22 protein-coding genes are annotated in these 25,211 nt (G+C 64.8%); 11 read left to right on the forward strand and 11 right to left on the reverse strand.

Annotated features, from left to right (window positions below; translation table 11 throughout):
- Nucleotides 1-188: 188 nt before the first annotated feature.
- Nucleotides 189-2,168 (forward strand): archaea-specific SMC-related protein, encoded by a 1,980-nt coding sequence (locus IEY28_RS10870; protein WP_220639438.1) that lies wholly within the window; start codon nt 189-191, stop codon nt 2,166-2,168.
- Here the strand turns inward: IEY28_RS10870 and rdfA are convergent.
- From rdfA to IEY28_RS10895, 5 genes are all read right to left on the reverse strand, one after another.
- Nucleotides 2,165-2,779, reverse strand: a complete 615-nt coding sequence (gene rdfA, locus IEY28_RS10875; protein WP_188997286.1) for a rod-determining factor RdfA — start codon at nt 2,777-2,779, stop codon at nt 2,165-2,167. The genes IEY28_RS10870 and rdfA overlap by 4 nt on opposite strands.
- Nucleotides 2,780-2,860: 81 nt before the next feature.
- Nucleotides 2,861-4,801: an acetate--CoA ligase gene (locus IEY28_RS10880; RefSeq protein WP_188997288.1), complete on the reverse strand. Its 1,941-nt coding sequence runs from the start codon at nt 4,799-4,801 to the stop codon at nt 2,861-2,863.
- A 196-nt stretch (nt 4,802-4,997) separates the two neighbouring features.
- Nucleotides 4,998-5,183 (reverse strand): DUF8106 domain-containing protein, encoded by a 186-nt coding sequence (locus IEY28_RS10885; RefSeq protein WP_188997291.1) that lies wholly within the window; start codon nt 5,181-5,183, stop codon nt 4,998-5,000.
- The gene (locus tag IEY28_RS10890; RefSeq protein ID WP_188997293.1) at nt 5,180-5,449 is read right to left on the reverse strand and encodes a DUF8028 family protein; all 270 of its coding nucleotides are present in this window, start codon (nt 5,447-5,449) and stop codon (nt 5,180-5,182) included. The genes IEY28_RS10885 and IEY28_RS10890 overlap by 4 nt, the downstream gene beginning before the upstream one ends.
- A gap of 355 nt (nt 5,450-5,804) precedes the next feature.
- Entirely contained in the window at nt 5,805-5,990 is a 186-nt protein-coding gene (locus tag IEY28_RS10895; RefSeq protein WP_188997296.1) for a DUF7987 family protein, read from the reverse strand.
- A gap of 75 nt (nt 5,991-6,065) precedes the next feature.
- On the opposite strand from IEY28_RS10895, the gene IEY28_RS10900 reads away from it, so the two are divergent.
- Both IEY28_RS10900 and IEY28_RS10905 read left to right on the forward strand, forming a co-directional pair.
- A complete protein-coding gene (locus IEY28_RS10900) occupies nt 6,066-6,275 on the forward strand; it encodes a hypothetical protein (RefSeq protein WP_188997298.1) in 210 nt (69 codons plus the stop codon).
- Nucleotides 6,276-6,301: 26 nt separating this feature from the next.
- Nucleotides 6,302-7,357, forward strand: coding sequence for a glycerophosphodiester phosphodiesterase (locus IEY28_RS10905; RefSeq protein WP_188997301.1), 1,056 nt, complete (start codon nt 6,302-6,304; stop codon nt 7,355-7,357).
- A gap of 161 nt (nt 7,358-7,518) precedes the next feature.
- Here IEY28_RS10905 and IEY28_RS10910 read toward each other — a convergent pair whose 3' ends face one another.
- Entirely contained in the window at nt 7,519-8,136 is a 618-nt protein-coding gene (locus IEY28_RS10910) for a class I SAM-dependent methyltransferase (RefSeq protein ID WP_188997303.1), read from the reverse strand.
- A gap of 188 nt (nt 8,137-8,324) precedes the next feature.
- Between IEY28_RS10910 and IEY28_RS10915 the strand changes: the two genes are divergently transcribed.
- The 5 genes from IEY28_RS10915 to IEY28_RS10935 are packed head-to-tail and all read left to right on the forward strand — an operon-like array spanning nt 8,325 to nt 14,670.
- Nucleotides 8,325-10,196, forward strand: coding sequence for an ABC transporter substrate-binding protein (locus IEY28_RS10915; RefSeq protein ID WP_188997305.1), 1,872 nt, complete (start codon nt 8,325-8,327; stop codon nt 10,194-10,196).
- On the forward strand, nt 10,193-11,161 hold the full coding sequence (locus tag IEY28_RS10920; RefSeq protein ID WP_188997308.1) for an ABC transporter permease: 969 nt from the start codon (nt 10,193-10,195) through the stop codon (nt 11,159-11,161). The genes IEY28_RS10915 and IEY28_RS10920 overlap by 4 nt, the downstream gene beginning before the upstream one ends.
- The gene (locus IEY28_RS10925) at nt 11,161-12,336 is read left to right on the forward strand and encodes an ABC transporter permease (RefSeq protein ID WP_188997311.1); all 1,176 of its coding nucleotides are present in this window, start codon (nt 11,161-11,163) and stop codon (nt 12,334-12,336) included. Before IEY28_RS10920 ends, IEY28_RS10925 begins: the two co-directional genes overlap by 1 nt.
- Nucleotides 12,333-13,388 (forward strand): ABC transporter ATP-binding protein, encoded by a 1,056-nt coding sequence (locus IEY28_RS10930; RefSeq protein ID WP_188997314.1) that lies wholly within the window; start codon nt 12,333-12,335, stop codon nt 13,386-13,388. The genes IEY28_RS10925 and IEY28_RS10930 overlap by 4 nt, the downstream gene beginning before the upstream one ends.
- Nucleotides 13,381-14,670 (forward strand): ABC transporter ATP-binding protein, encoded by a 1,290-nt coding sequence (locus IEY28_RS10935; protein WP_188997318.1) that lies wholly within the window; start codon nt 13,381-13,383, stop codon nt 14,668-14,670. Before IEY28_RS10930 ends, IEY28_RS10935 begins: the two co-directional genes overlap by 8 nt.
- A gap of 54 nt (nt 14,671-14,724) precedes the next feature.
- On the opposite strand, the gene IEY28_RS10940 is transcribed toward IEY28_RS10935, so the two are convergent.
- Entirely contained in the window at nt 14,725-16,032 is a 1,308-nt protein-coding gene (locus tag IEY28_RS10940) for a cytochrome P450 (RefSeq protein WP_188997321.1), read from the reverse strand.
- A gap of 120 nt (nt 16,033-16,152) precedes the next feature.
- On the opposite strand from IEY28_RS10940, the gene IEY28_RS10945 reads away from it, so the two are divergent.
- A complete protein-coding gene (locus IEY28_RS10945) occupies nt 16,153-16,752 on the forward strand; it encodes a hypothetical protein (protein ID WP_188997323.1) in 600 nt (199 codons plus the stop codon).
- Nucleotides 16,753-16,973: 221 nt separating this feature from the next.
- Nucleotides 16,974-17,321, forward strand: coding sequence for a DUF8109 family protein (locus IEY28_RS10950; RefSeq protein ID WP_166973821.1), 348 nt, complete (start codon nt 16,974-16,976; stop codon nt 17,319-17,321).
- Between the two features lie 261 nt (nt 17,322-17,582).
- Here the strand turns inward: IEY28_RS10950 and IEY28_RS10955 are convergent, their stop codons facing one another.
- The 4 genes from IEY28_RS10955 to IEY28_RS10970 all read right to left on the reverse strand — a co-directional run bounded on the left by IEY28_RS10955 (nt 17,583) and on the right by IEY28_RS10970 (nt 22,594).
- On the reverse strand, nt 17,583-18,836 hold the full coding sequence (locus IEY28_RS10955) for a Glu/Leu/Phe/Val family dehydrogenase (RefSeq protein ID WP_188997326.1): 1,254 nt from the start codon (nt 18,834-18,836) through the stop codon (nt 17,583-17,585).
- 123 nt (nt 18,837-18,959) lie between these two features.
- Nucleotides 18,960-19,262, reverse strand: coding sequence for a hypothetical protein (locus tag IEY28_RS10960; protein ID WP_188997328.1), 303 nt, complete (start codon nt 19,260-19,262; stop codon nt 18,960-18,962).
- Nucleotides 19,263-19,455: 193 nt separating this feature from the next.
- A complete protein-coding gene (locus IEY28_RS10965) occupies nt 19,456-19,599 on the reverse strand; it encodes a rubrerythrin-like domain-containing protein (RefSeq protein ID WP_166973830.1) in 144 nt (47 codons plus the stop codon).
- Nucleotides 19,600-19,711: 112 nt separating this feature from the next.
- On the reverse strand, nt 19,712-22,594 hold the full coding sequence (locus IEY28_RS10970; RefSeq protein ID WP_188997330.1) for a bacterio-opsin activator domain-containing protein: 2,883 nt from the start codon (nt 22,592-22,594) through the stop codon (nt 19,712-19,714).
- Nucleotides 22,595-22,897: 303 nt separating this feature from the next.
- Here IEY28_RS10970 and IEY28_RS10975 point away from each other — a divergent pair, with 303 nt between their 5' ends.
- Nucleotides 22,898-25,204: a heavy metal translocating P-type ATPase gene (locus tag IEY28_RS10975; protein WP_229783113.1), complete on the forward strand. Its 2,307-nt coding sequence runs from the start codon at nt 22,898-22,900 to the stop codon at nt 25,202-25,204.
- Nucleotides 25,205-25,211 lie beyond the last annotated feature (7 nt).

The raw sequence follows: 25,211 nt of genomic DNA on the forward strand, positions 1-25,211 counted from the left end.
CGATAAGCGAGTCACGAAGCAGTCACCGGTGTCAGTCGATAGCACGTCCACGGCCGATACGTCGCGCTCCCCGTCGGAGCCGTCCGCAGGGGGAAGAGCGCTCGAACGGCGGGCAAGCGACGGCAACACATCGCGACTGTCCGTCGACGACGGCGCGTTGGTCCCCGACCACGTGGCCGACGACTGACGTGACGACTCACCGATACGAACACTGGGGGAAGTACACGATGGATATGAAGAACGACGACGCACTCGAAGCACGCGAGACAGACAGTCAGCTCACGCTCACGGTGGAGAACATCGGCGGCATCGCCGCCGCAGATGTGGCCCTCACCGACGGCGTCACGCTCCTCTCCGGGCGTAACGCATCGAACAAATCGTCGCTCTTGCGTTCGCTCGCCGGTGTCCTCGGTGGCCCGTTGCCACCGCTGAAGAGCGACGCCGACGAAGGACGCGTCAGCATGACTCGCGACGGTGCGACGTACCACGTCGAACTCGGCCGCGACGGGACCGACGCCGTCGTACGGAGTGCCGACCGGTACACAACCGCGGACGACCTCTGTGAGTTGTTCGTCGCGCTGACCGAGACGAACCCGATACGACGGGCGGTGCTGGCAGACGACGACCTCTACGAGTACCTGATGCGGCCCGTGGATACCGACGAAATCGAGGCCGAAATCCGCCGCCTGAGCGACGAGAAACAGTCGCTCGACGACCGCCTCGCGGAACTCGACTCCATGGCGAACCGACTGCCGGGCCTTCGGACGCGACAGAACACGCTTCGGGAGCAACTGGACGACGTCGAAGCGGAACTCAGGGAGAAGCGAGACGCTATCGAGACCCTCGAAGCCGAGGCGGACGACGACAGCGAGACGGAGGCGTTACGAGAGAAACGGAGCGAGCGGAACGAACTCCGCCAGCGTCTCAGCAGTCAGGAGGCCGCTATCGAGGAACTGCAATCGGAACTGGCGTCGGTAACCGACCGGCTAGACGATACCGACGGTGACGAACCCGAGGCGGACCTCGCGGATATCGAGGCGGAACTCGAAGACCTCCACCAGCAGAAACAGCGACTCACGTCGACGATCAACGCACTGAGCCCCATCGTGGAGATGAACTCGCAGATTCTCGACGAGTCCGCGGACATCCCGAGCGCGATGACGTCCGACGACATCGTCGCCGAACTGGACCCCGCCTCGCAGTCCATCACGTGCTGGACGTGCGGCAGCACCGTCGAACGCGCGGAGATCGCCGAACAGGTCGAGGCCGTCAGCGGCATCGTTCGGGAGAAACGGACCGAGCGCGAGGCCATCACGGACCGTATCCAGACGCTTTCCGAGCGGAAGCGCGATCTCGAACAGCGACAGGAGAGCCGCGAGGAGTTACGCGCCCGTCGCGAGGACCTCGCCGACGAGATCGAGCGCCGAGAGGAGATGCTCGAAACCCTCGACGCGGATCGTCGGACACTCGAGACCGAAATCGAGGACCTGCAACGAGCGATCGACGACACGTCCGAGGACGACGACCGGTTAGCCACCTACTACGACGCGGTGAGCGACTTAGAGTACGAACGCGGCCAACTCGCAAACGACTTAGAGAGCGTCGAGTCGGAGATAGCCGACGTCGAGGCCGCCCTCGCCGAACGTGACGACATCGAAGCAAAGCGGGAGGCGGTCGCGTCCGAACTCCGCACCCAGCGTGACCGCATCGACGAACTCGAACAGGACCTCGTGGGTACGTTCAACGAGACGATGCAACAGGTCCTCGAGACGCTGGGGTACGACTCGATAGAGCGCATCTGGCTCGAACGGCGCTCGTCGGGCGACCGCGTCACCGCAGAGACGGCGTTCGAGATTCACGTCGTCCGAGCCACGGAGGACGGCACGGCGTACGACGACACCGTCGACAGTCTCAGCAAGAGCGAACGGGAGGTCATCGGCCTCATCGTCGCTCTGGCCGGCTATCTGGTCCACGACGTCGCCGAGGAGGTCCCGTTCATCGTCGTCGACGCCGTCGAGATGTTCGACGCAGAGCGTATTCACGGCCTGATGCAGTACTTCGGCGAGTCCGCCGATTACGTCGTCACGTCCGTGTTGCCGGAGGAACGAGCGCAACTCGACGGGCGCTACGACACTATCTCGACCCAGTCGTTCGTCGCGGACTCCTAGGGCTCTGTCGCTTCCTCGTCGGCGCGACAGGAACACCCGCCCCGTTCCAGCAGTCCGGTGAACGTGTACTCGTCACCACACTCCGAACAGGCGACCCGCAGGCTCAGCGTGACGGAGGGGGACGGAATGGTCAGCGACCCCTGTTCGGTGAGCCGAGCGATAGTCTGGGTGGTCACGGATTCGGTCCGAGAGACGAGTTTGAGGACGGTGTTCCGAGCGCTGTCGACGGAGAGCGTGCTGTCGCGGGCCGTCGTCACGTCGAGACAGTCGTTGAGGTGGGTTCGGACGGTCTGATAGCTCACGAAGTCGCTGGTGAGCGTCTCCGGGTCCAGTCCGTTGCGCTGGAGTCGGGACTTCGCGTCGATTCGCTTGCCGGGACCGACGTCGTCGTCCGTGAGGAGTCGGTAGAGGTTGGCCGCCTCGCCGTCGAGCGTCTCCATCCCCGCCGCCCGCATCGCGGACCGAAGTATCGCCTCGTTACAGTAGCGTTCGAGGTCACGGAGGCTGTCGCCGTCGGCCCAGCGCTCCCGCAACTCGTCGTCCAGTTCGGTGAGTCCCCGCTTCTCGGCGACCCGGTCGACCTTGCACGTCGTGCCCGACTCCGCTGACATCGTGTGGTGACTTCGCCGTCGCCGTTGATTAAGGATGTGTTCTGCCCAACGGGGCGTGACGGGCGAGTGCCGGGAGTGCAGTCAGTTCCCGACGTCGTCGTCCGCGTCGATGTCCTCGGTCGCGGCTTCGATTTCGTCGACGGCGGACTCGTCTTCCATCGTCGAGACGTCGCCGAGGTCTTCGTCCAACATGATGTCCCGGATGGTCCGGCGCATTATCTTCCCGGACCGCGTCTTCGGCAGTTGGTCGACGAACTCCAGTTCGCCGACGATAGCGATGGGGCCGACGTCCTGCCGGACCGCCTCCCGGAGTTCCCCTGCCAGCGCTTCGTCGCCGTCGAAGCCGTCTCGGAGGACGACGAACGCGGCGGCGACTTCGGTCTTCTCCGGGTCGGGTTTGCCGACGACTGCGGCCTCCACGACGGCCTCGTGGGCGACGAGTGCGTCCTCGATGTCGGTCGGACCGATGCGGTGGCCGGCGATGGTGATGACCTCGTCTGCACGGCCGCTGAACCAGATGTAGCCGTCCTCGTCCATCGAGACGGCGTCGCCGACCCAGTACAGGTCCTCTATCTGTTGCCAGTATTCGAGTTCGTACCGGTCGTGACCCTCCCAGAGCGTCGGCGTCATGCCGGGGAACGGCTTCTCGACGACGAGCGCGCCCTCCTCGCCGGGTTCGAGCGGTTCGCCGTCGAAGTCGACGACCGTCACTTCGATGCCCGGCAGCGCGATGCCCGCAGAGCCCGGCTTTATCGGGAGCGTGTTGATGCCGTACGGGTTGCCGATAATCGGACCGCCGGTCTCGGTCTGCCACATGTGGTCGATGACGGGCACCTCGTCGTCGAGAACTTCCGTCTGGAGCCACTCCCACGCCGGCGGGTTGAGCGGTTCGCCGGCCGAGAACACCGCTTCGAGCGAGGAGAGGTCAGCGCGTTCGTGGAACGTGTCGTCGTAGCCGGCCAGCGCGCGAATCGCCGTCGGCGCGGTGAATATCTTGTCTACGCTGTGCCGTTCGACGAGGTCCCACCAGACGCCGGCGTCTGGATACACCGGCGTCCCCTCGTAGACGACTGTCGTCGACCCGGTCAAGAGGGGCGCATAGACGATGTAGGAGTGGCCGACGATCCAGCCGATGTCCGAGGTGGCGAACCACGTGTCCGTCTCGTCGAGGTCGAACATCCACTGTCCCATCCCGTAGACGTGGGTCTGATAGCCGCCGTGCTGATGGACGGTTCCCTTCGGCTTGCCCGTCGTCCCCGACGTCGGGAGGATGAACGCGGGATCGGTCGCGTCCAGCTCGACGTGTGAGGTGTCTTCGCCCGCGCCCGCTGCCAGTGCGTCGTCCCAGTCGGTCTCGGACTCTCGCAGGTCGGCCGACGCCTCACCGCGGGAGAGTACGATGGTGTCGTCGACGATGTCGTTGACCGACTCGTGGTCGTCGAAACAGCGGTCGACTATCGACTTTAGGTCGACCGTGCCGCCGTCGCGAAAGCCCACGTCGGCCGTCAGAAGGAGCTTCGGTTCGGCCAGTTCGATGCGGTCCGCGAGCGCACCGGCCCCGAACCCACCGAAGACGACAGAGTGAATCGCACCGATGCGCGTACAAGCGAGCATGGAGACGACGGCCTCCGGACACATGGGCATGTAGATGGTGACGCGGTCGCCCTTCTCGACGCCGTACGCCCGGAGCATTCCCGCGACCCGTTTCACTTCGTGGTGCAGTTCTGCGTAGGTGTACACCGCGTTGTCGTCGCGTTCGCCGGTCTCGAACACCATCGCCGCGCGGTTGCCGCCGCCGTTCTCGACGTGGTAGTCGACGGCGTTGTAACTGATGTTCGTCCGTCCGCCGGGGAACCACGCGAAGTCGCCGACGCCCGCCTCCTCGTACACGGCGTCCCACTGCTCGAACCAGTTCAGGTTGTCGGCGACGCGTGCCCAGAGCGTCTCGGGACTCTCTTTGCCTTCCCGAATGAGCGCGCGTAACTGCGGCGTGACGAGGTCGTAGTCCGTATCGGTCGTCATAGTGTCTGTCTCGCTCTTCAGTACATCATCATTTATCAATATGGTTTCCGGGCGACGTTTCCGGAGGCTCGCGCTCGACTGATCGGGGACAGTGGTACGACAGACAGGCGGCACGACGAGCGGGCGCCGTCGAGCGTGAGCGTGTTCGCCGGCGGTCGCTGCGGACGGGACGTCGAGACGCGGCGGCGAACGCACCTCAGAACTCGGGGTCGTCGACGACGGCGTCGCCACACCGCGGGCACAGCAGACGGCGGCGTTCGACCCCATCGTCGGCGACCCAGTCGCCGTCGGCGGGGCTCTGATGGTCACACGTCGGGCAGAACAGCATCGTCTTCGCGTGGTGCTGGTCGGGAGGTTGCGAGGAGGGTCTGAGGAGGGTCATCTCTCGGGGGAGTACTCGTGGCCGATGGCCGCACACAGGACGTTCAGGACGACGAGGCCGACGACGAACAGCGGCGCGGTGGCGACGACGCCGGTCAGGAGCGACCCGACGATGATCAGCGGGAGGGGAATCGTCGCCCAGAAGGCGGCGGCCCGCACGGCCGTGAGACACGACGTGGCGATACTGGACGCCAGCGTCCGGACGGTCCCGGTGGCTGGCAGTCGTGGGAGGGAGGAGTCGACGGTGGACATGAGTGCTTCGGGCATCTCTTCTGTGGACCCACACCCCAATATAACGGACAGACGGTTAGCGTCGATTCAGAACGGTTCAGTCGCGAACGCCGATTTTAGCCGATTTTACGGACCGTGCTGGCGCAGATAAAACGATCTGAAAACGCTTTAGACTCTTCATAATCGGTTTGAAGGCGTTTTCCGCACCGGCGCCCCGGCTTGAATCGAGGGTATGACCGGCACGAATCAAACGGCACCGACGCGACGTGTCGACGGCCGAGGAACGTTGACGGCGAATCTCGTCTGTGAGGCACACCCACCGTACACCGACGATGGTCGATGCGATTCTCCCACGTGGCGACAGGGTGAATCGGTCGGCGTCCCTCGGCGACTATCCTCGAACTTCGAGGAGTATCGCGGGGAGCACGACACCGATGAGCAATCCGACGCCGATGGCGATCTCGACGCTATTGGTCAGTTCCTGACTCGCGTAGAACCCGACCAGCGCGAGTACGATACCTGCGCCGATGATCGAGTTGTCACTCGGGTCCATCGCTGACGTGTTCTGTTCGCCCATGGCGGTGTGTAATTATAGCGGAGAGAATAAAAACTATATGTTCGTTGAAGGGTGGCGCGCGGCGACGACCGCTGTTTGGAGACGGAATTTCGGTCCCAGTGGACCGAACGGATGGCGACGATGGCGGACGAAGGCGACCTATTCACCGAGTTCGTCGGCGGCTTCGACCTCGACGAGCGAATCCTCGCTGTCCCTCGGTTCCGGATCGGTACGTATCGCTCTAGCGTCTATATGTGCGTACTCGCCGTCGTCGCTACTTATATAGGGCTATTAGAAGCGCTCTAACCGGACCCGTTCGGAGTCGGTGCTGTATGTCGGATGGACCCGAGACGTCGTCGGGGCGAACAGCCAACGGAGTCACACAGCGAATCGGTCGCCGGGCGTTTGTCGCCGGGACGGGTGCCGTCGGCGCGACGGCACTCGGCGTCCCGGGGGTCGCTGCCTCCGCGGTCGACGAGAGCGACGACGATGAGACTGGTGAGGGAACCTGTGGCGTGAGCAGCGTCGACTCGGACCCCGAACTCATCGCCCACCGGGGATTCGCGGGGGTCTACCCGGAGAACACGGTCGGTGCCGTGGAGGCTGCCTCTCGCGGTGGCAAGGCACCACAGGCGGCTTCACGCGGGGCCGATAGTATCGAGATAGACGTCCTCCCGACTGCCGAGGGCGACGTGGTAGTGTTCCACGACTCCCGGCTGGCCGAACGTGACGGCGGCGAACGCGGACTGACCGACACGTCCGGCGTCGTCTGGGAGACGGACACGGAGACGGTGACAAATGCCGAGGTGCTTCGGAGCGGTGAGACGGTCCCGCTGTTGACCGACGTGCTGGACGCGATTCCGTCCGGCGTGGGCGTGAACGTCGAGTTGAAGAACCCCGGGTCGTTCGACCTCGAGTTCGCCGTGAACCTCTCGGCCGAGAAACTCGCCGCACAGAAGTCGACGTGGCGATCGTTCGTCCACCGTGTGCTCGACGTCGTAGACGAGTACTCACACGAGTTCCTGTTCTCCTCGTTCTACGAGGCGGCGCTGGCCGTGACGCGAGCGAACTCGTCCTATCCCGTCGCACCGCTCCTCTGGGACTCCATCGAGGACGGCCTCGACATCGCCCGGACCTACGACGCCGAGGCCATCCACCCGCCGTACAACATGGTGCAGGGGACGCCGTTCTACGCGGACGACTACTACACGGAGGGCTCGGAGTGGGCAGACATCGACCTCGTCTCGGTCGCAGACGAGGAGGGCCGCGCCGTGAACGTCTACACAGTCGGTACGTGGTATCAGTACGACCGCCTCGCGGCCGCCGGCGTCGACGGCGTCATCGCCGACTACCCTAACCTGGGCCGCTTTGGCGCGAGAGACGACTGAGCCGAGTCAGGGCGGTTCCGACCGTCAGGTCGCCCTCGTTCGGCGTCGGACCCGCCAGCGAAATAGGGGATCGTGGGAGGTGGACCGGCACCCGGTTCCGTTACTCGCTTTCGTGGCTCCGCTTTTGCTCACCGCACGCCTGCGGAGGCGGCGTCGCCGCGTTACAGTCCCCGGAACACGCGTATCGTGTCCCGCGCCGTCGGTTCCCGGATGAGTTGGGCGAATCCCAACTCGGAGAAGACAGCTTTCCAGTTCCGATGGAACAGCGGGAACTCGTCGTCGACGTAGCTCACCTCGCCGTCTTCCCGGCCTCGCTCGGGGCTGTTGCCCTCGTTTTCGGCAGTCACCAGCAGGTCACCGCAGACGCGGGCTATCTCCTCGAACACCCACACGTCGTCCGGGTGGATGTGCTGGAGCGTCTCGACGGTGTAGACGACGTCGAACGCGTCGTCCGAGAACGCTTCGACGACGTCCTCGATCGCGCCGGTGTGGAACGTCCCGGTCTCGGCGAGTCGCGGGTAGGTCTCTGCCATCACGTCGAAGGCGTCGGGGTTGATGTCGACGCCAGTGAGGTCCTCGTAGCCGTGGTTCCGGAGGTGTGCGAGGTGGCGGCCGGAGCCACACCCGATCTCGAGAATCGCTGCGTCGTCCGATACGTAGTGGCCCAGCACGTCGACGAGCGTCTCGCTCACCTCGTTCGGACCGATGTCGGCGTAGTACGTCGGCGAGTACTTGCCCGAGCGCTCGGCCCAGTCCCGGCGAACGTCGTCCGGTTCCATAGGGGGACCCACGCAGTCGAGTGGTAAATGGGCCTCGGACTCGGGTCGGCCGCGGTCGTCCGGTCGCAGCGTCGTCACGCTTCGGGGAGTGTCGCGGGACGGCGGCGACCCGACTGTGGCTTCGGATGGTCCCAGACGGTGGATCCACCCAAATGGTTAATAAATACACAGTTCCTCTGTGCTAGGTAATGTCAATCGATGATGGGGTTTCCCACACGCTCTCTCGTCCGACCCGGCGTGGTCTGCTCCGGGCGCTGGGCATCGGCGTCGCATCGTCGGCAGCAGGCTGTAACGGGCTGTTCGGTGACGGTGGCGGCACCACTACCACCCAGACGCAGACCGGCGTCGACACCGACGGGGCGGGACGACGGGAACCGGCCGGCGAGTTCGTCGGCGTCGCCGGGTCCGACGCCAACTCGCTGAACTGGCTGTTCACCAACGACACCACGTCCGGGGCGTTCGTCGGCCTCACGCTCGACGGTGCGTGGGCCGTGGACGACGACCAGAACGTGTTCCCGCTCTGGGCCGAACCGTCGACGGACGACGGCCAGACCTACCGGATCACGCTCCGTGACAACCTCCGATGGGGCGGCGGGTACGGCAGGATGACCGCCGAGGACTGGGTGTACATGATACGGAACGTCTTTCAGGGGGAGGACAACTGGGCGGGCTATACGAACGCTGGCGACTGGTTCCGGCAGGGCGAGCCGATTCCGGTCGAGCGGATCGACGACCTGACCTTCGAGATCCGGCTTCCCGACGTCGACCCGTCGTTCCCGCTCAAGCCAGTCATGTGGGGCCAGAGCTGTCTTCCGAAGGGGATTCTGGAGACGTACGTTCCCGACAAGGACACACAGGGTCTCCAGCAGGACGAGGAAATCAACCAACTCCAGTACACCGGCAATCTCGGCCCGTACACGTTCGAGGAGTGGGAGCGAGAGTCGCAGTACGTCACCACGCGCAACGACGAGTACTACGTCCGCGAACTCGACGACGTCGGCGAGGAGTGGCGCAACGCACCGTACTTCGACTCGTACACGATACGGGTCATCTCCGAGGAGTCCTCTCGGTTGAACGCGCTACGGGAGGGGGAAGTGACGAGCGCCGGCATCCCTCCGCAGAACGCTCGGGAGTTTCAGGAACTCGAAACGGTCGACGTGTACGTCCAGCCACAACCGTTCGTGCAAGCGCTCAAGTACAACATGCGGGCCAACGGGTGGCGACTGTTCAGGAAGGTTCCGGCCCGGCAGGCGTTCGTCTGTGCCGTCAACAAGCAGACGCTCGCAGGGAACCTCTATCGCGGGTTCGCCGAACCGGCCTTCACGATGCAGCCACGGTTCTCTAAGTGGTACGTCGAGGCGGGCATCGAACAGTACCGCTTCGGTGTCGACGACCTCTACGGGCCGGACCCGGCCAGACGGCGGATGCGCCGTGCCATCGAGGGGACCGACTACCGGTACGACGGTGACACGCTCCTCGGCCCGGACGGGTCGGCGGTGACGCTCTCGCTGTACGCCAGTACAGCGAGCAGGACCAACCAGACGCTGGCGGAACTCGTCGCTCAAGAGGTCGAATCGAACCTCGGTATCGGCGTCCGCATCGAGACGGTGCCGGGCAACACGTTCCAGCAGAAGTACGCGGCGAACAGTCCGCCGAGGGGGACGGAGGTCCCGTGGAGCGCCGGCCTGTTCAACGGTGGGCCACGCGACGTCTCAGTCAGTCAGGAACCGTGGGACATGTCCGTCGTCCTCGGGTTCAACACCTACCCGCGAACGCCAAGTTCGAGTGCCACGTTCTTCAGGACACGGGGGAACGTCAATTATTACGGCTACGTCCCCGAGTCGAACATCCCGGAACTGTACGCCAAGGCGTCCCGAACCGTCGACGAGGAGCGGCGACGAGAGCTATTCGCCGAGGTGTTCGAGAAACTCGCCCGTGAACAGCCCTTTGGCTTCCTGCTGATGCCGTCGAACATCGTCGGCGCACAGGACGAACTCGTCGGACCGACGGAGACGTTCGCGAGCGGCTGGAACTCCCAGACGTACTACTTCGAGTCATGAGGTGGTACGTCGCCCGGCGGCTCCTCTGGGCGGTCGTCGCCACGTTCGTCATCCTCTCGATAACGTGGGCACTGCTGTACGTCACAGAGCAACAGGCGCTCACCAGCATCCAGTTTCAGGCCGCCGTCTCCGGTGGCGACGCGGAGGCCGCCAGAGCGGCCTACGAGCAACAGCGCGGCCTCGACCGGCCGCTGTGGCGGCAGTACGCCGACTACATGACCAACATGGCGACGTTCAACTGGGGATACAGCACCTCTCGGGGCCAGCCGGTGACCGCGGCTATCGCGGACGCGCTCCCGTATACGATGATGTACTCCGTGCCGTGGACGATTCTGACGGTCGCCTTCGGGCTGTCTATCGGCCTGTACTCGGCGACGCACCAGTACTCCCGGTTCGACTACGCCGCGACGTTCCTCGCCTTCTTCGGGTACGCGATCCCGAACTTCTGGTTCGGCATCGTCCTGCTGGTGCTGTTTGGCGTCCACCTCGACCTCGTCCCCATCGTCTTCGACCCGGACGCACCCGTGTTCAGTCTGGCCAACGCCAGACAGCTCGTCTTGCCCGTGTTCGTCCTGACGACGGGGTCTATCGCGAGCCTGACGCGGTACACCCGGGCGGAGGCGCTGGAGTACGTCGAGGCCACCTTCACGAAGACGGCGAAGGCGAAAGGCGTCTCGGAGCGACGGATACTGCTGTTGCACGTGCTTCGGCCCGCCGCCGTGCCGCTCTCGACGATTCTGGTGGCGGACCTGCTCGGACTGTTCATCGCGAGTTCGTACCTCGTCGAGGTGGTGTTCGGCATCCCGGGGCTCGGACAGTTGAGTTTCAAGGCCATCCAGAATCAGGATACGCCGCTGGTGCTGGCGACGACGCTCGTCGGCGTGTTCATCGCCGTCGTCGGCAACCTGTTACAGGACATCGCTTACACGGTACTCGACCCCCGCATCGACTACGGTGACCGCTGATGAGTCTGGACTCCCCACGCCGTCGCTTCGAGGACATCGACTGGGAGGCCAAACGCGGCATCGTGCTGCGCCGACAGACAGCAGGGTTCCTGACCACGCTCGCGGCGCTGGCACTCGTCTTCGCGTTCGACTACGTTCGAGAAGCCCCGCTGTTCTCGCCGAATCCCGTACTCCGTGACGGCTGGGACCTGTCCCAACTGGACTGGCTGTTCGTGGTTTCGCTTGCCCTGTTCGTCTTCTACGTTCTCGTCCCGCTGGCGACCCACCGACGGATGACCGCCCACTACTGGCGGGAGTTCCGGAAGAATCGGGCCGCCGTGGTCAGCCTCGGGTTTTTGCTTCTCGTCTTCACGCTGGGACTCGTCGGGCCGCTGCTCGTCAGCAAGCCACAGGTCGAACTCACACAGAGCTACCAGCCGCCGGTCGGTCTCGCCGTCGACAGTTCCGTCCCGCTCAGTTGCGGCGGTGACGTCGTCGACGGGCGATGTCACGGAAGCTGGCAGTTCCCGCTCGGGACGACCGGCGACGGCAAAGACATCCTCTCGCTGGTCGTCCTCGGGATGCGCGTCTCGATTCGTATCGGCCTGATAACGTCGTTTCTCATCATCAGCATCGGCGCGACGGTCGGCACCGTCGCCGCCTACGTCGGCGGCCTCGTCGACGAGGTGCTGATGCGCTACGTCGACATCCAGCAGGTGTTCCCATCCTTCCTGCTGTACCTCTTGCTCATCTACCTCTTCGGCGGGAGTCTGCTGATGTTCATTCTCGTGTTCGGGCTGCTCAGTTGGGGCGGGACCGCCAGACTCGTCCGGAGTGCGGCCCTCCAGCGGTCGGAAGACGAGTACGTCGAAGTCGCACGCTGTGCCGGCGCAGGCACGGGACACGTCATCAGACGCCACATCCTGCCGAACGTCTCGGGGACGGTCATCACGAACCTGACGCTGTTGATCCCCGGGCTGATTCTGTTCGAGGCGGGGCTTGCGTTCCTCTCGCTGGGCGACCCGACGATACCCTCGTGGGGCCAGACGATTGCCGCCGGCCGCTCGGACCTCCGGACGGCGTGGTGGATTTCGACGGTTCCGGGGGTCTTTCTGTTCCTGACGATTCTGGCGTTCAACTTCGTGGGCGACGCGCTACGGAACGCGCTCGACCCCCGCTCGGAGGGGCAGCGATGAGTCAGCACCAGCGGGGGGCGACCGAGACACAGCAAGAGCTGTCGCTGCTGTCCGTCCGTGACCTCACCGTCGAGTTCGAGACTGACCGGGGGCCACTCCGGGCCGTCGACGGCGTCGACTTCGACGTAGAGCGGGGCGAGACTGTCTGTCTCGTCGGCGAGAGCGGGAGCGGTAAGACCGTCACCGCAGAGACGATAACGAAGTTGATCCGGATGCCGCCGGGGCGTATCGTCCGCGGCGTGGCCGAACTCGACGGCCGAGACCTGCTGTCGCTCTCTGAACGAGACCTACGCGCCATCCGCGGCGACCGCATCGCCCACGTGTTTCAGGACCCACAGCACGCGCTCAACCACTGCTACACCGTCGGCTGGCAGATTCGCGAAGCGATACAGGTCCACGAGGACGTAAGCGACGCCGCGGCCAGAGAGCGCGCGCTCACGCTCCTGAATCAGGTCGGCATCCCCGACGCGACGACGCGGTACGACGACTACCCACACGAGTTCTCCGGCGGGATGAAACAGCGAATCGTCGTCGCGATGGCGCTCGCGGCCACTCCGGACCTGCTCATCGCCGACGAACCGACGACGGCACTCGACGTGACGATTCAGGCGCAGTTGCTCGACCTCCTCGAATCGATCCAGACGGAGTACGACATGGCGATTCTGCTCATCACCCACGACCTCGGCGTCGTCGCCGAACTCGCCGACCGGGTCGTCGTGCTGTACGCCGGGAAGGTGATGGAACGCGGGAGCGTCTACGAAGTGTTCGACACACCGGCCCATCCGTACACGCAAGTGCTGTTTGACTGTCTGCCCGGCCGCGGCCGGCCGCTCCGGAGTATCGGGGGTACGCTACCGGACCTCCACGACCCTCCGCCAGGATGCCGATTCGCCAGCAGGTGCGAGTACGCTCGCAAAGAGTGTCACACGGGCGACCAGCCGCCGCTGTACGACGTCGCGGACGCCCAGACCGCGTCCTGCGTGTACTACGGGCCCGGCGGTGACCCGGACGCACTCCGAAACGGCCAGTCGGAGGGTGACCCGGATGGCTGAGCCGCCGCTGTTCGAGGTGGAGAACCTGACGAAGCACTTCCCCATCACCGAGGGCGTTCTCAGGCGACAGGTCGGGACCGTGCGGGCCGTCGACGGCATCGACCTCTCGGTCCGACGGGGTGAGACGGTCGGCCTCGTCGGGGAGTCCGGGTGCGGGAAATCGACCGCGGCCCGGACGATGCTCCGACTGGAAGAACCCACCGCCGGGTCGATACGCTTCGAGGGCGAGGAAGTCACCGACCTCTCCGGACGGGCGCTGAAGGCGTTCCGGCGCAATGCACAGATGATCTTTCAGGACCCGAGCGCCAGTTTCGACCCCCGGATGACCATCGGGGAGTCGGTGGCCGAACCGCTCGTCATCCACGGCGTGACCGACCGCGAACTCCGGCGAGAGGTGACCACGGACCTGCTAGAGCGGGTCGGCCTCTCGGCTGACGACGTCGACCGGTACCCCCACGAGTTCTCCGGCGGCCAGAAACAGCGCGTCGCGCTGGCTCGTGCGCTCGTCCTCAACCCGAGCCTGCTGATCGCCGACGAGCCGACGAGCGCGCTCGACGTGTCCGTCCAGTCGGCGATTCTCGGGTTGCTAGAGGACATCCAGCGGGAGTTCGGCCTCGGGCTCCTCGTCATCACCCACGACATGGGTATCGTCCGCGAGATCTGTGACCGGACAGCCGTGATGTACCTCGGCGAAATCGTCGAGGACGCCCCGACGGCTCGGTTGTTCGACTCGCCACAGCATCCCTACACGGAGGTGCTCATCGCCTCGATCCCGACGTTCGACCCGCGGAAGCGTGGCAACCGGGTCGAGCTACGCGGGGACGTGCCCTCTGCCGGTGACCCACCGAGCGGCTGCCGATTCCACACGCGGTGTCCGAAGGTCATCCCGCCGCCGGGATACGACATCGACCAGCGGGCGTGGCGCGCCGTCCTCGATTTCCGCCGTCGCCTCGCCACGGACGGCGTCGACCCCGAGTCGGTCCGGGAGTTCGTCGCCGCCGAAGCCGACACCCCGGTCGGGGCGGTCACCGACGAGCAAGTCCGGGCCGCCATCCGTGCGGAGTTCGACATCCCCGACACGCTCGGGGACCCGGCGGCCGAGGAAACCCTCGACGCGGCGCTGACGAACGTCCTCGGCGGCGACGTGGACCGCGCACACAGACGCCTCGAAGACGCCTTCCCGACCGTCTGTGCCCGCGAGGTCCCAGCCGAGGTGTGGGTGACCGACGAGCATCGCGCGGCCTGTCACCTCGTCGAATCCGACGGGGCGCGCCACTCCTGAGTCGACTTCCCGCGGGTCGCCGCCCGGACCAGCCGAAAACGCGCGTCGGCGTCGTCAGGTTCGGTCCGACACCCGAAGGTTCACCGGCCCCTCCGGTTGGGTCGTCATCTGCGGTGCCACCTCGATACCGCTGTCGGCGTCGAGGCGGTACCGCCGACCGATTTCGGCGAGCACCGCCTTCGCTTCGAGGCGAGCGAAGTGCCGTCCGATACAGGTGCGTGGGCCAGCCCCGAACGGAACGAACGCGTGTCCTCGGTCTCTGGGCGAGGTCTCCGCCCACCGTCCCGGGTCGAACGTGAGCGGGTCGTCGTAGAACCGCGGATCGCGGTGGAGACACCAGACGCTGAGCAACACCGTCGCGCCCTCGGGAATCGCGTAGTCGCCGACGCCGACGGACTCGGTCGTGACGCGCGGAATCGCGTGTACCGGGGGGTACAATCGGAGCGTCTCGTCGACGATCCGTTCGAGGTAGTCGAGTTCTTGCAACTGATCGAACGACGGCCGTCCGTCGAGGACGGCGTCGATTTCGGCGTGGAACCGGTCGGCGACCGTGGGGTGTGTGGCTATCTGGTGTAACGCGTAGGTCATCGCGAGCGCCGTCGTCTCGTGTCCGGCAAACAGCATCCCGACCACTTGATCGAGCACCTCCGACTGGTCGTACGCCGAGTCGGGGTCGTCGCGCAACTCGGCGAGCGTGGCGAGCAGGCTATCCTCCTGTGGCCGCTCACCGGACGCTGCCAGCAAGGTCCGCGCTCGCTCGCGCAACTCTGCGCTCCCGCGCTTGAACTTGTGACGGGCGGGTGTCGGCACCCACTCGGGGAGGGCCCACGACGTCGGCTTGAACCACAGATTGAGCGCCTGTGCGGCGGTCGACAGTTCGTCGATTTCCTCGTCGGAGAGCGACTGGCCGAGCACCACCTCGAACAGGTTGTGCAGGGCGATAGCTTTCATCTCTTCGTCGACGGGGACGGACTCCCCCGACGCCCAGTCAGCGACCCGAGACGCGGCGACCTCGGTCATCGTCTCGGCGTGGTCTGCGAGACGCCTCGGACCGAAAAACGGCTCCATCGAGTGGCGCTGTCGCTGCCACTGGTCGCCTTCGACCGCGAGCAGGGCGTCTCCGAACGCCACTTCGAAGTCGTCGGGTTTGGCGAAGGTATTCGGATTCGACAACGCCGTCCCCACGTAGTCCGGATGTGCGAGCACGTACACGTCTTTGCCCAGTAACTGCATCCGGAACGCGTCGCCAGTCGAGTCCACCGACTGTCTGACGAAGCCGAACGGGTCGCTCACGAAGGCCGCCGTATGTCCGACTACCGGCTTGCCGGGTGGTGTCGGGGGACGGGAGTTCGTCCGGGGCATCTATTTCGGCCGTGGACCGCGGCAGGCAAAGGTGTTGGTTCTCGCAGTTCGCCGGTGCAGTGCCCGACGTCGACGGCAAACCGAAACCGCCACAAGCGACACGTACGGTCGCTGTTCTAGATGCTCACAGATATCGCCAAGACGTACTCGGCGGTTTTCGCGCCCGAACTCTTCGTTCTTCTCTGTAGCGTCCTCCTCATCGGCTTCGAGTGGCACCGCGATTCAGCGCGCTCGTCCGCCGGACTGACTGCTCGGTTCGCCGTCCTCGGTCTGGGGTGGGGCGTCGCGTTCGCCATCTATCAGGGCGTACCACTGGCGGTCGAGACGGTCCCCGAGTGGGGGGTAGACGCCACTGGCAGCGCGGGGTTGGGAATCGGGGTACTCGTGATCTGGTTCGTCTGGCGGAGACGGAACTGGGGGGCTATCGTGCCGGAGTACGCGCTCCTCCTTGTCGCCGCGACCGTCCCACATCTCCTCGTCACCCCGTTCTGGGACATATCGAGTCACGTGCTGTACGCACTGGTGCCAGCGGGCTATCTGCTGTTCGTGGATAGACGGTTCGTACCACTGTTCGCCGTCGCAGTGGGGATGGTCTTCGCTCGCCCACTCGCCGGAGCGCATACGTGGCTGCAGTCCGTCGGCGGAGTCGCGCTCTCTGTCGTCCTCTTGCTCGCGGTGTCCCGTCTCGAATCCTCGGCGAACGGCGGTGGTGTGCGATGAGACGTGACTTCGCGCCGGGTCACACTTCGCCCACGATGCCCTGAGACATCCCGCGCAGGTGTCGAGGCCCCGGGAGGACCGTCGCAACGCCCCCTCGCGACGGTACGGGAGACACTTCGGATGCGTCGATACAACGGGATCGTTGCGTTCCTCAACCGTAGACAGAGGCTCACGCTGACGCAGTCCCAAGAAATAGGTGCTATCGGTTGGTATCGGCACCTATGACTCGCTACGAGAATCTCCTCGAAGTCGAACTGGACGAGTGGGAGGACGGCTACGGGGTCTTGCAGGTCGTCAAACCCGACGACGCCGACGAGGCGGAACTCCGGTTCTGTTACTACAACGAGGACGGCCGGTTCACGAACCGGCCGCTGAGTCTCGCACCGGACGCGGACGTCCTCGAACGAACCACTGAGATGGTCGAGAACCTCGGCTACGTCGCCCGGACGTTCGACCCCGACGAGATACGGGAACTGGTCGACACGCTCGGCGAAGAGCGAGTCGTCGAACTCGCGCAACTGGTCGACACGCTCGGGGAGGCGCGGTTGGCCGAGATTCTGGACACGTGACTACGCGTACACGACGGACGGGAGGTCTCCCCACCGCTTCGATGCGAGCGTCGACGACGTCGGACGCTGCCCACGCCCGAGATGCGTTCTCATACTGGTGGCTGTAACAAACTGCAGTAATTCGCCACCCCGGGGTGGCGAATATCTGTACGAACTTACAGCCACCAGTATCAGGCAGTGTCACCGGTAGACGGTGACGACTGGTCTATCCCTGCGTCGTCGTGCCGTCCTCGAACGACGGGGGACACCGGGGAGTCCGTATTAGGGCCACCGGCCGGCCTGCTCGCCGGCGTCGATGACGCGCTGGAGCGCGACGACGTAGGCGGCAGTCCGGAGCGACGGTAGCTCTCGGTCCTCGTAGGCATCGACGAGGTTCCAGAACTGCTCGACGATGGTCGCGTCCAGTTCCTCGTTGACGCGGTCTTCGGACCAGTAAAAGCGCTGACGGTTCTGTACCCACTCGAAGTAGGAGACGACGACACCGCCGGCGTTCGCGAGGATGTCCGGAACGACGAGGACGTCGTCGTCACTGAGAATCTCGTCGGCCGCGGGCGTGATCGGGCCGTTCGCTGCCTCGGAGACGACGTCGGCAGAGATTTCGTGTGCCAGTGACTCGTCGATGGCGTTTTCCAGCGCAGCCGGGATCAACAGGTCCACGTCGAGCGTCAGCAGTTCGTCGTTGGTGAGTTCGTCCTCGGCGTCGGAATACCCGACGACGCTCCCGGTTTCGCGTTTGAACTCCTTGACCGCGACGGGGTCGAACGACTCCTCGGTGTAGATGGCACCGCTGGAGTCCGAGACGGCGACGACGTCGGCGCCCATCTCGTAGACGAGTTTCGCCGCGATCCACCCGGCGTTACCGTAGCCCTGCACCGCGACCGTCGCGCCTTCGATGTCCTTCCCGAGATAATCGAACGCCTCACGCGCTGCGACGACCGTCGAACGGCCTGTCGCCTCGACACGCCCCTCGCTCCCACCGCTCGAGAGGTCTTTACCGGTGATGACGCCGGGCTCCGTCGTGTTTTCGATGGTCTCGTACGTGTCTTTGATCCAGTTCATCTCACGCTGGCCCGTGTTCACGTCGGGGGCGGGCACGTCACGGTCGGCGCCGATAAGCGGGGTCAGTTCCTTCGCGAAGGCGCGCGTGATTCGTTCGAGTTCGCTCTCGGAGTACTCGGCCGGGTCGATGACGATGCCGCCTTTCCCACCGCCGAGCGGGATATCGCTCGTCGCCGTTTTATAGACCATCCACCCCGAGAGGGCCTTGACCTCGTCGCGGCTGACCTGCGGGTGGTAGCGGATGCCGCCCTTGTACGGCCCACGGTCACCGTTGAACTGCGAGCGGTACGCGCGGAACACCTCGACCGAACCGTCGTCCATCTCGACCGAAAGGTTCGTCTCTAGTATCCGCTCGGGATTTTTCAGCCGCTCGATCTGCCCGTCGGAGACGTCAAGGTACTCTGCTGCCTCGTCGATCTGTGTCCGTAAACTCTGGTACGGATTTACATCGGACATGTATCGACCAGCGAAATCGAGACACCAAAAGCTATCCATTTCATCCGGAGACTTACACTATCTGTCGACAGCGTAGCCACTGGATACAGGGCTTACTCCGCTCGGTTTCTCGGTTTTGTGTTGTTACAGTATTATCTTCTTATCAAATTCTTTAATAATCACACGGCCCTGTTCTTCGGAGACACGAACAGCGGTCTCCGTATCGAGTGCCACAGCATCTCCGACCCGCTCTCTCTCGCTCGCTGGAACGTCGACGCGGTCGACGTTCGGCAGTAGGCAGTCGCGATGATCTGCGAGTTCGAGGAGCGCGTCTCCACTGGGGAAGTGCCAGATTCGCGTGACGGACCGGAAGACCGGCAACGACGTCGGTTCCGCTACGTGTCTGACGGCTCTCGTCTCTTCTAGGCGACTTTGGACGTCTGTCATAGCTGAGTCGAATCCTGAGAGTGTCGCTGTCCCTCCCCGGACGTCTGGGTCAGACCAGCGGGCCCGCGTTTCGCGGCAGCCGTGTTCACGGCCATCGGTGAGCGCTCCGTACCGGCCGCCGAATCAGATATCGGCGGGCCTGCGTGGCCATCGGTCGTTCCGGTGGCGGCGATTCCCGAACCGAGCGACATCGTTACTCCATCGGAGTTTGTCGGTTTCGCATCTCGCCGCCACAGTTAGGACAGGGGTCTGGGTTGTCCTCCGCAACGACGACGGACCCACACTCGAAGCACTCGTACGGCGTTTCCTCGTCGGGGGTCTGCGAGACATCTCTCATTGTGCGTTCACGAGTGCCAGCCGTCGGTCCGTGGCACTCACGTGGTACAAAGGCGGGTACGAGCGAATATCCAGCAGTTTAGCATCAAAGTACGCTGAGGGCCGGGTGTTAACTATTGAACCCTGTCGCCCGATGCCGCAACCGAGACGCTCTGTTCCTCGAAGAGCGTCGTGAACAGTTTCCGTTGGACCGTCCGGACGTGCTGATAGAACGCTGGCGGAGAGATATCGAGCATCGTCGCGACGTCTTCACCGGTACTCTCGCGCGGCGACTCGAAAAAGCCGCTGTAATAGGCCGTCTGAACGACTTCGAGTTGCCGTTCGGTGAGGTCAGAGAGGAACCGCGAGTAGACGTCGTGTTCGGCCGCTTGGTCGAACGTTTGCTTACTGTGGAGTTCGACGTCGGAGAACGCTTCGTCGACCAACTGCGAGATGTTCCGGACGTCGATACTGTCCGGGACGTCGATGGTCAGTGTCGTCGACGTCGCATCGGCGGTCGCCTCCCGGAAGACGGCGCCGTGGTCGGCCAACTCCAGTGCGAGAAACGGCCGAGCGAGTCCAAGCCGCAGGACACCGCCGTCGCTTTCTTCGCTTATCTGTCGGACGTCGTCGATGCCGGCTAGTTCGGATGCGGCGGCCGCCACGGTCTCGACGACGGCGTCCTCGACGGTGACGAACACGTAACTCCCGTCTGTCGTCTGCTGTACGCCCCCCTGATACGAGAGGGTGCAGTCGGCCACCCGAGCGAGACGCGAGAGGATGAACGTCTCGTCGTCGATTTCGAACGCGACGCGCGTCAGCGACGTCGTGAGGAGGGCGTTCTTCCGCTCGATGGCACTGAGTGCGGAGGCGATCGTCTCCCCGAGTTCGGCCAGTACGGCACGGGCGGTCTCGTCGAACGCGTCCCGGGTATCGGCGTAGACGGTCAAGACGCCGTGCGTGAGATCGTTGTACACGAGGGGGATACTCAGCACGGACATGAAATCGCGGGTGAGCGCGTCCGCTCGCCACTCGTCTTCCCGGAGGTTGGTCGCGACGTTGGGAACCATGGTCACGTCGCCGGTCGCCGCTGTCTTCCCGGCTGGCTCGGTGCCCGACGCATCGACGGTGAACTTCTGACTGTCCAGGTATCCCTGTTCGTCCCCCGCCCACGCCCGTGGTTCGAGGGTGTCGGTCGTCGAATCGACGCCGCCGATCCAGGCGAAACTGAACCGCTCGTCACTGGTCAGCAGTTCGCTGACGGTGTGGTCGATCTCGTCACGCGTCTCCGCCTGAACGATCGCCCTATCGATGGCTCTGATCGTCTCGTTGATACGGTTCAGTGCCGTGAGCTGTTCGTTTTGCTGCTGTAACTGTCTGTCCTGTGCGCGGAGCTGTGACTCCCGTCTGACCCGATCGAGCGCTGCTTCGGCGGTCGCCGCGAGCAGGTCTGCCAGTTCTCGGGTGACGTCGTCGAACGCGGCGACGTCCGGAGACCCTGCGACGAAGATACCGTGGTCGCCCAGCGGGACGTAGCCCGCACTTCTGAGGTCTGTGGCCCGGTTTTCGAGTCGGTCTGCCTCGTGGACGTCGTCGAAAAACAGCGCCGTCCCTTCGATAAACGCGTACCCCGGAAGCGAGTCACCGTCGGCGTGAATCCTCGGCAGTGGGCCGTGGAGGTCGCGCATGGTCTGTGAGTGTGTGGCGGGCCGGAGTTCGTTGGTGTCGGCGTCGAACAGATATATCGCGGTCGCCTCGAGATCGAGGGCGCTCGGCGAGTCTTCGACGATATGTTGGGCAATCTCGTCGTGCGTTCCGGCGTACAGGAACCCACGCGCCAGTTCCTGAAGCGTCGCGAGCGCCTCCTCGCGTTGCTTGCGTTTCGTGATGTCTCGACAGCTATAGAGGAACTTACCGCCCTGAATGTCGACCGCTCGGACGTTGACGAGGAGCGTGTGCTCACGGCCGGCCTTGTCCGTCGCCGTACACTCGATGTTCTTCAGGCTCCCGGTCGCTGCGAGTTCGTCGCGGTCGAAGAGGTCCTCGCCGAGGAGGTCGTCGATCGTTCCCCCGTCGCGAATCTCCGCTGCCGTGTATCCGAAGATGAAGTGGACGTTGGGACAGACGTACGTGTACTCGCCGTCCTCGTCCGTGATGAGGACGGTGTCGGTCATGTTGTTGAGTGTCACTCGGTGGAGTTCCTCTGACTGTCGGAGGTCGCGTTCGAGCGAGACTCGTTCCGTGATCTCGACGCCCCTGATCACGATCGACGTGAGGTCGCCGCGTTCGTTTTCGACGGGGCGAACGGACAGATCGATGACGCGCTGGGATTCGCTGTCCGGTGGTTCGGAGAGTATCGAGTTGCCGGCGGTCCCGTCCCGCGTCTCCTCGACGAGTTGTCGGACGTCGTCCTGCATCGCCGCCGTCTGTGACCACCACGGCAGCGTCCAGAAGGGCTCGCCCAGAACCGCTTCGGCGTCTACGTCGATCATCTCACGCGCCCTCTCGTTCGCACGGACGAGCGTCCCGTCGGGGTCTAGCACCCACGTCGCCGTCTGCGTGTCGTTGAACACTGCGTCGAACTGCTGTGCTCGGTCGCGCTGGACGTCCGCCTGCGACGTGGTACGGAGCGCTTCTTCGGTACGGTTCAGTACCGTGTCGACAGTCCGGTCGATCGGCTCCGTTACCACGATATAGTCGGTGACGCCGGACGCGATCGCGTCGCTGGCGATAGTCTCGTTCCCGTTGGCCGTCCCGAGGAGAACGGGTACCGCCGACTCTTCGCTTCGAACCGCTTCTACGAGTTCGACACCGGTCGTCTCATCGAGCGCGTACGCCGTGACGACACAGTCGACGAGGCCGTCCCGGACGGCATCGAGCGCGTTCGCTGCCGTCTCGGCGGTGTGTACTGTCCCAGCGGTGTCCGAGTCGATCCGTTCGGCGAGTCGTTCGAGCCAGCCAGCCGTCCCAGCGAGGAGGATGCCCGCGGAGTCGAGCGGTGAGTCAGAATCCGCCATCAGTCTCCCTCAGACGTAACGCCGCTTCGATACGGTGTGTCGGAACGGGCTCGGGACCGGTCGCGAAGACCCGCTGTCGAACTGCAAACGGTGTCCATCGATAGTTCACTATCTAGCCCCTGTTTGGTAAAGACGTTTGGTACTCAACCAGCGCGGTACCCAACGGACTCCACCGGTCTCTCACTGCCGCTCGCCCCCCGGGGACTGACCGAGGAAGTCGACTCCGTATGCCCGTCCGCCCCACTCGCCGACTGCTGTCAACTGTACAACAACATGATGGTGGGTGCGCCCGATAGCTAACCCATGGACGATCATCCGGAATACGGCCGGTCAGACTCGCTGGAAGCGGACGTTCCTCACCGGTCGGAATCGACGGTTCCGTGCTGTCGGATTTGCCAGCTAGACGCGAATACCGAGACGCGCGGGCCGGGACCACCATCGGCCGAGCAGCACACGCCGTCACCCGCCCACACGGAACACGTCCACGGCGAGTCTGCCCACGACGCACCAGACCCCGACGGTCACGGCGGCCACGGCACACACACCGACCACAGCGGCCACGAACGGTTGTTCAAGCGCCGGTTCTGGGTGTCGCTCGTGCTCTCGATTCCGGTCGTCTTCTTCAGCGAGTTCGTTCAGGACGTGTTCGGCTACACTGCGCCCGCGTTCCCGGGTAGCGTCTGGATTACGCCTGTCCTGTCGGTCGTCGTCTTCGCCTACGGCGGCGTCCCGTTCCTCTCGATGGCTCGCGCGGAACTCGCGAATCGCGAACCGGGGATGATGCTGCTCATCTCGCTCGCCATCACCGTCGCCTTTGGCTACTCCATCGCCAGTCTGTTCCTCGAGGGCACGACGCCCTTCTTCTGGGAACTCGTCACGCTGATAGACATCATGCTGCTTGGCCACTGGATGGAGATGCGCTCCGTTCGACAGGCGTCCGGCGCACTCGACGAACTGGCGACGCTCATGCCCGACACCGCCGAGCGCGTCACCGAGGGTGGGGACACGGAGACGGTTCCGGTCTCCGACCTCTCGGAAGGCGACGTCGTGCTCGTCCGACCGGGCGCCAGCGTCCCGGCCGACGGGACAGTCGTCGACGGCGAGTCGTCCGTCGACGAGTCGATGATCACCGGTGAATCCCGGCCCGTCGGCAAGGAACCCGGTAACCCGGTCGTCGCCGGGACGGTCAACCAGGACGGCAGTCTGCGCGTTCGCGTCACCGAGACGGGCGAGGAGACCGCACTCGCGGGTATCATGCGACTCGTCGAGGAGGCCCAACGATCCAAATCCCGGACCCAGCTACTCGTCGACCGCGCGGCCGGCTGGCTGTTCTACGTCGCCCTCTCCGTCGCTGGCATCACCGGCGTCGCGTGGGTCGTCGCGTCAGGGCTCAATATCGGCGTCCTCGAACGGGTCGTGACGGTCCTCGTCGTCGCCTGTCCGCACGCGCTCGGACTCGCCGTCCCGCTGGTCGTCGCTATCAACACCTCGACGGCCGCGGAGAACGGGATACTCGTCCGCGACCGCATCGCGATGGAGGAGGCCCGAAACCTCGATACGGTGATGTTCGACAAGACGGGGACGTTGACGAAAGGCGAACAGGGCGTCGTCGGCGTCAGCGTCGCCTCGGGGACGCCACGAGGGGACGCCGACAGCGAGGCACAAAGCGCCACGGGCCGGTCGCACGGGGCAGGTCCGCGCGAAGAAGCCGCCGACGTACGCGCGTGGGACGAGGAGCGCGCGTTCGCGGTCGCCGCCGGCGTCGAGGGCGACTCCGAACACATGATCGCCCGCGCCATCCGGACCGCGGCACAGGAGCGCGGCGTCCAGCGAGCGCCGGCCTCGAACTTCGAGAACCTCCGTGGTCTCGGCGTCAGAGCGACCGTCGACGGCGACCCTGTCCATCTCGGCGGCCCCAACCTCGTCGAGAAACTCGACATCGAGCGGCCGCCCGCCATCACGGCGTTCGCCGACGAGGCGGGGGCGAACGCACGGACCGTCGTCTATCTCGTCCGTGACGAGACCGATATCGTGGCGGCGTTCGCGCTCGCGGACGTCGTCCGCGAGGAGAGCTATCGGGCCGTCGAGGCACTGCACGCGATGGGCATCGAGGTAGCGATGCTGACCGGCGACTCAGAGGACGTGGCACGGGCCGTCGCCGAGGAACTCGGTATCGACCAGTACTTCGCCGAAGTGCTGCCAGACGAGAAGGACACGAAAGTCAAACGGCTCCAGTCCGAGGGGAAACTGGTCGCGATGGTCGGCGACGGTGTCAACGACGCCCCCGCGCTGACGCGGGCGGACGTCGGCATCGCCATCGGCTCCGGGACGGACGTCGCCATCGAAGCGGGCGACATCGTCCTCGTCGACAACGACCCGGTCGACGTGGTACGCCTCGTCCGCCTCTCGAAAGCAAGCTACCGCAAGATGCAGGAGAACCTCGTGTGGGCGACCGGCTACAACGTGTTTGCACTGCCCCTCGCGGCCGGGGTTCTCGCGCCGGTCGGCGTCCTCCTCTCGCCGGCCGTCGGGGCCGTCTTCATGTCGCTGTCGACGATTATCGTCGCCCTCAACGCCCGCCGGCTCGGTGGCCTCGACCTGACCGCGTGACCCGACT

Origin of the sequence: Haloarcula pellucida, assembly GCF_014647235.1 — an archaeon.
Taxonomy (GTDB): Archaea; Halobacteriota; Halobacteria; order Halobacteriales; family Haloarculaceae; genus Haloarcula; species Haloarcula pellucida.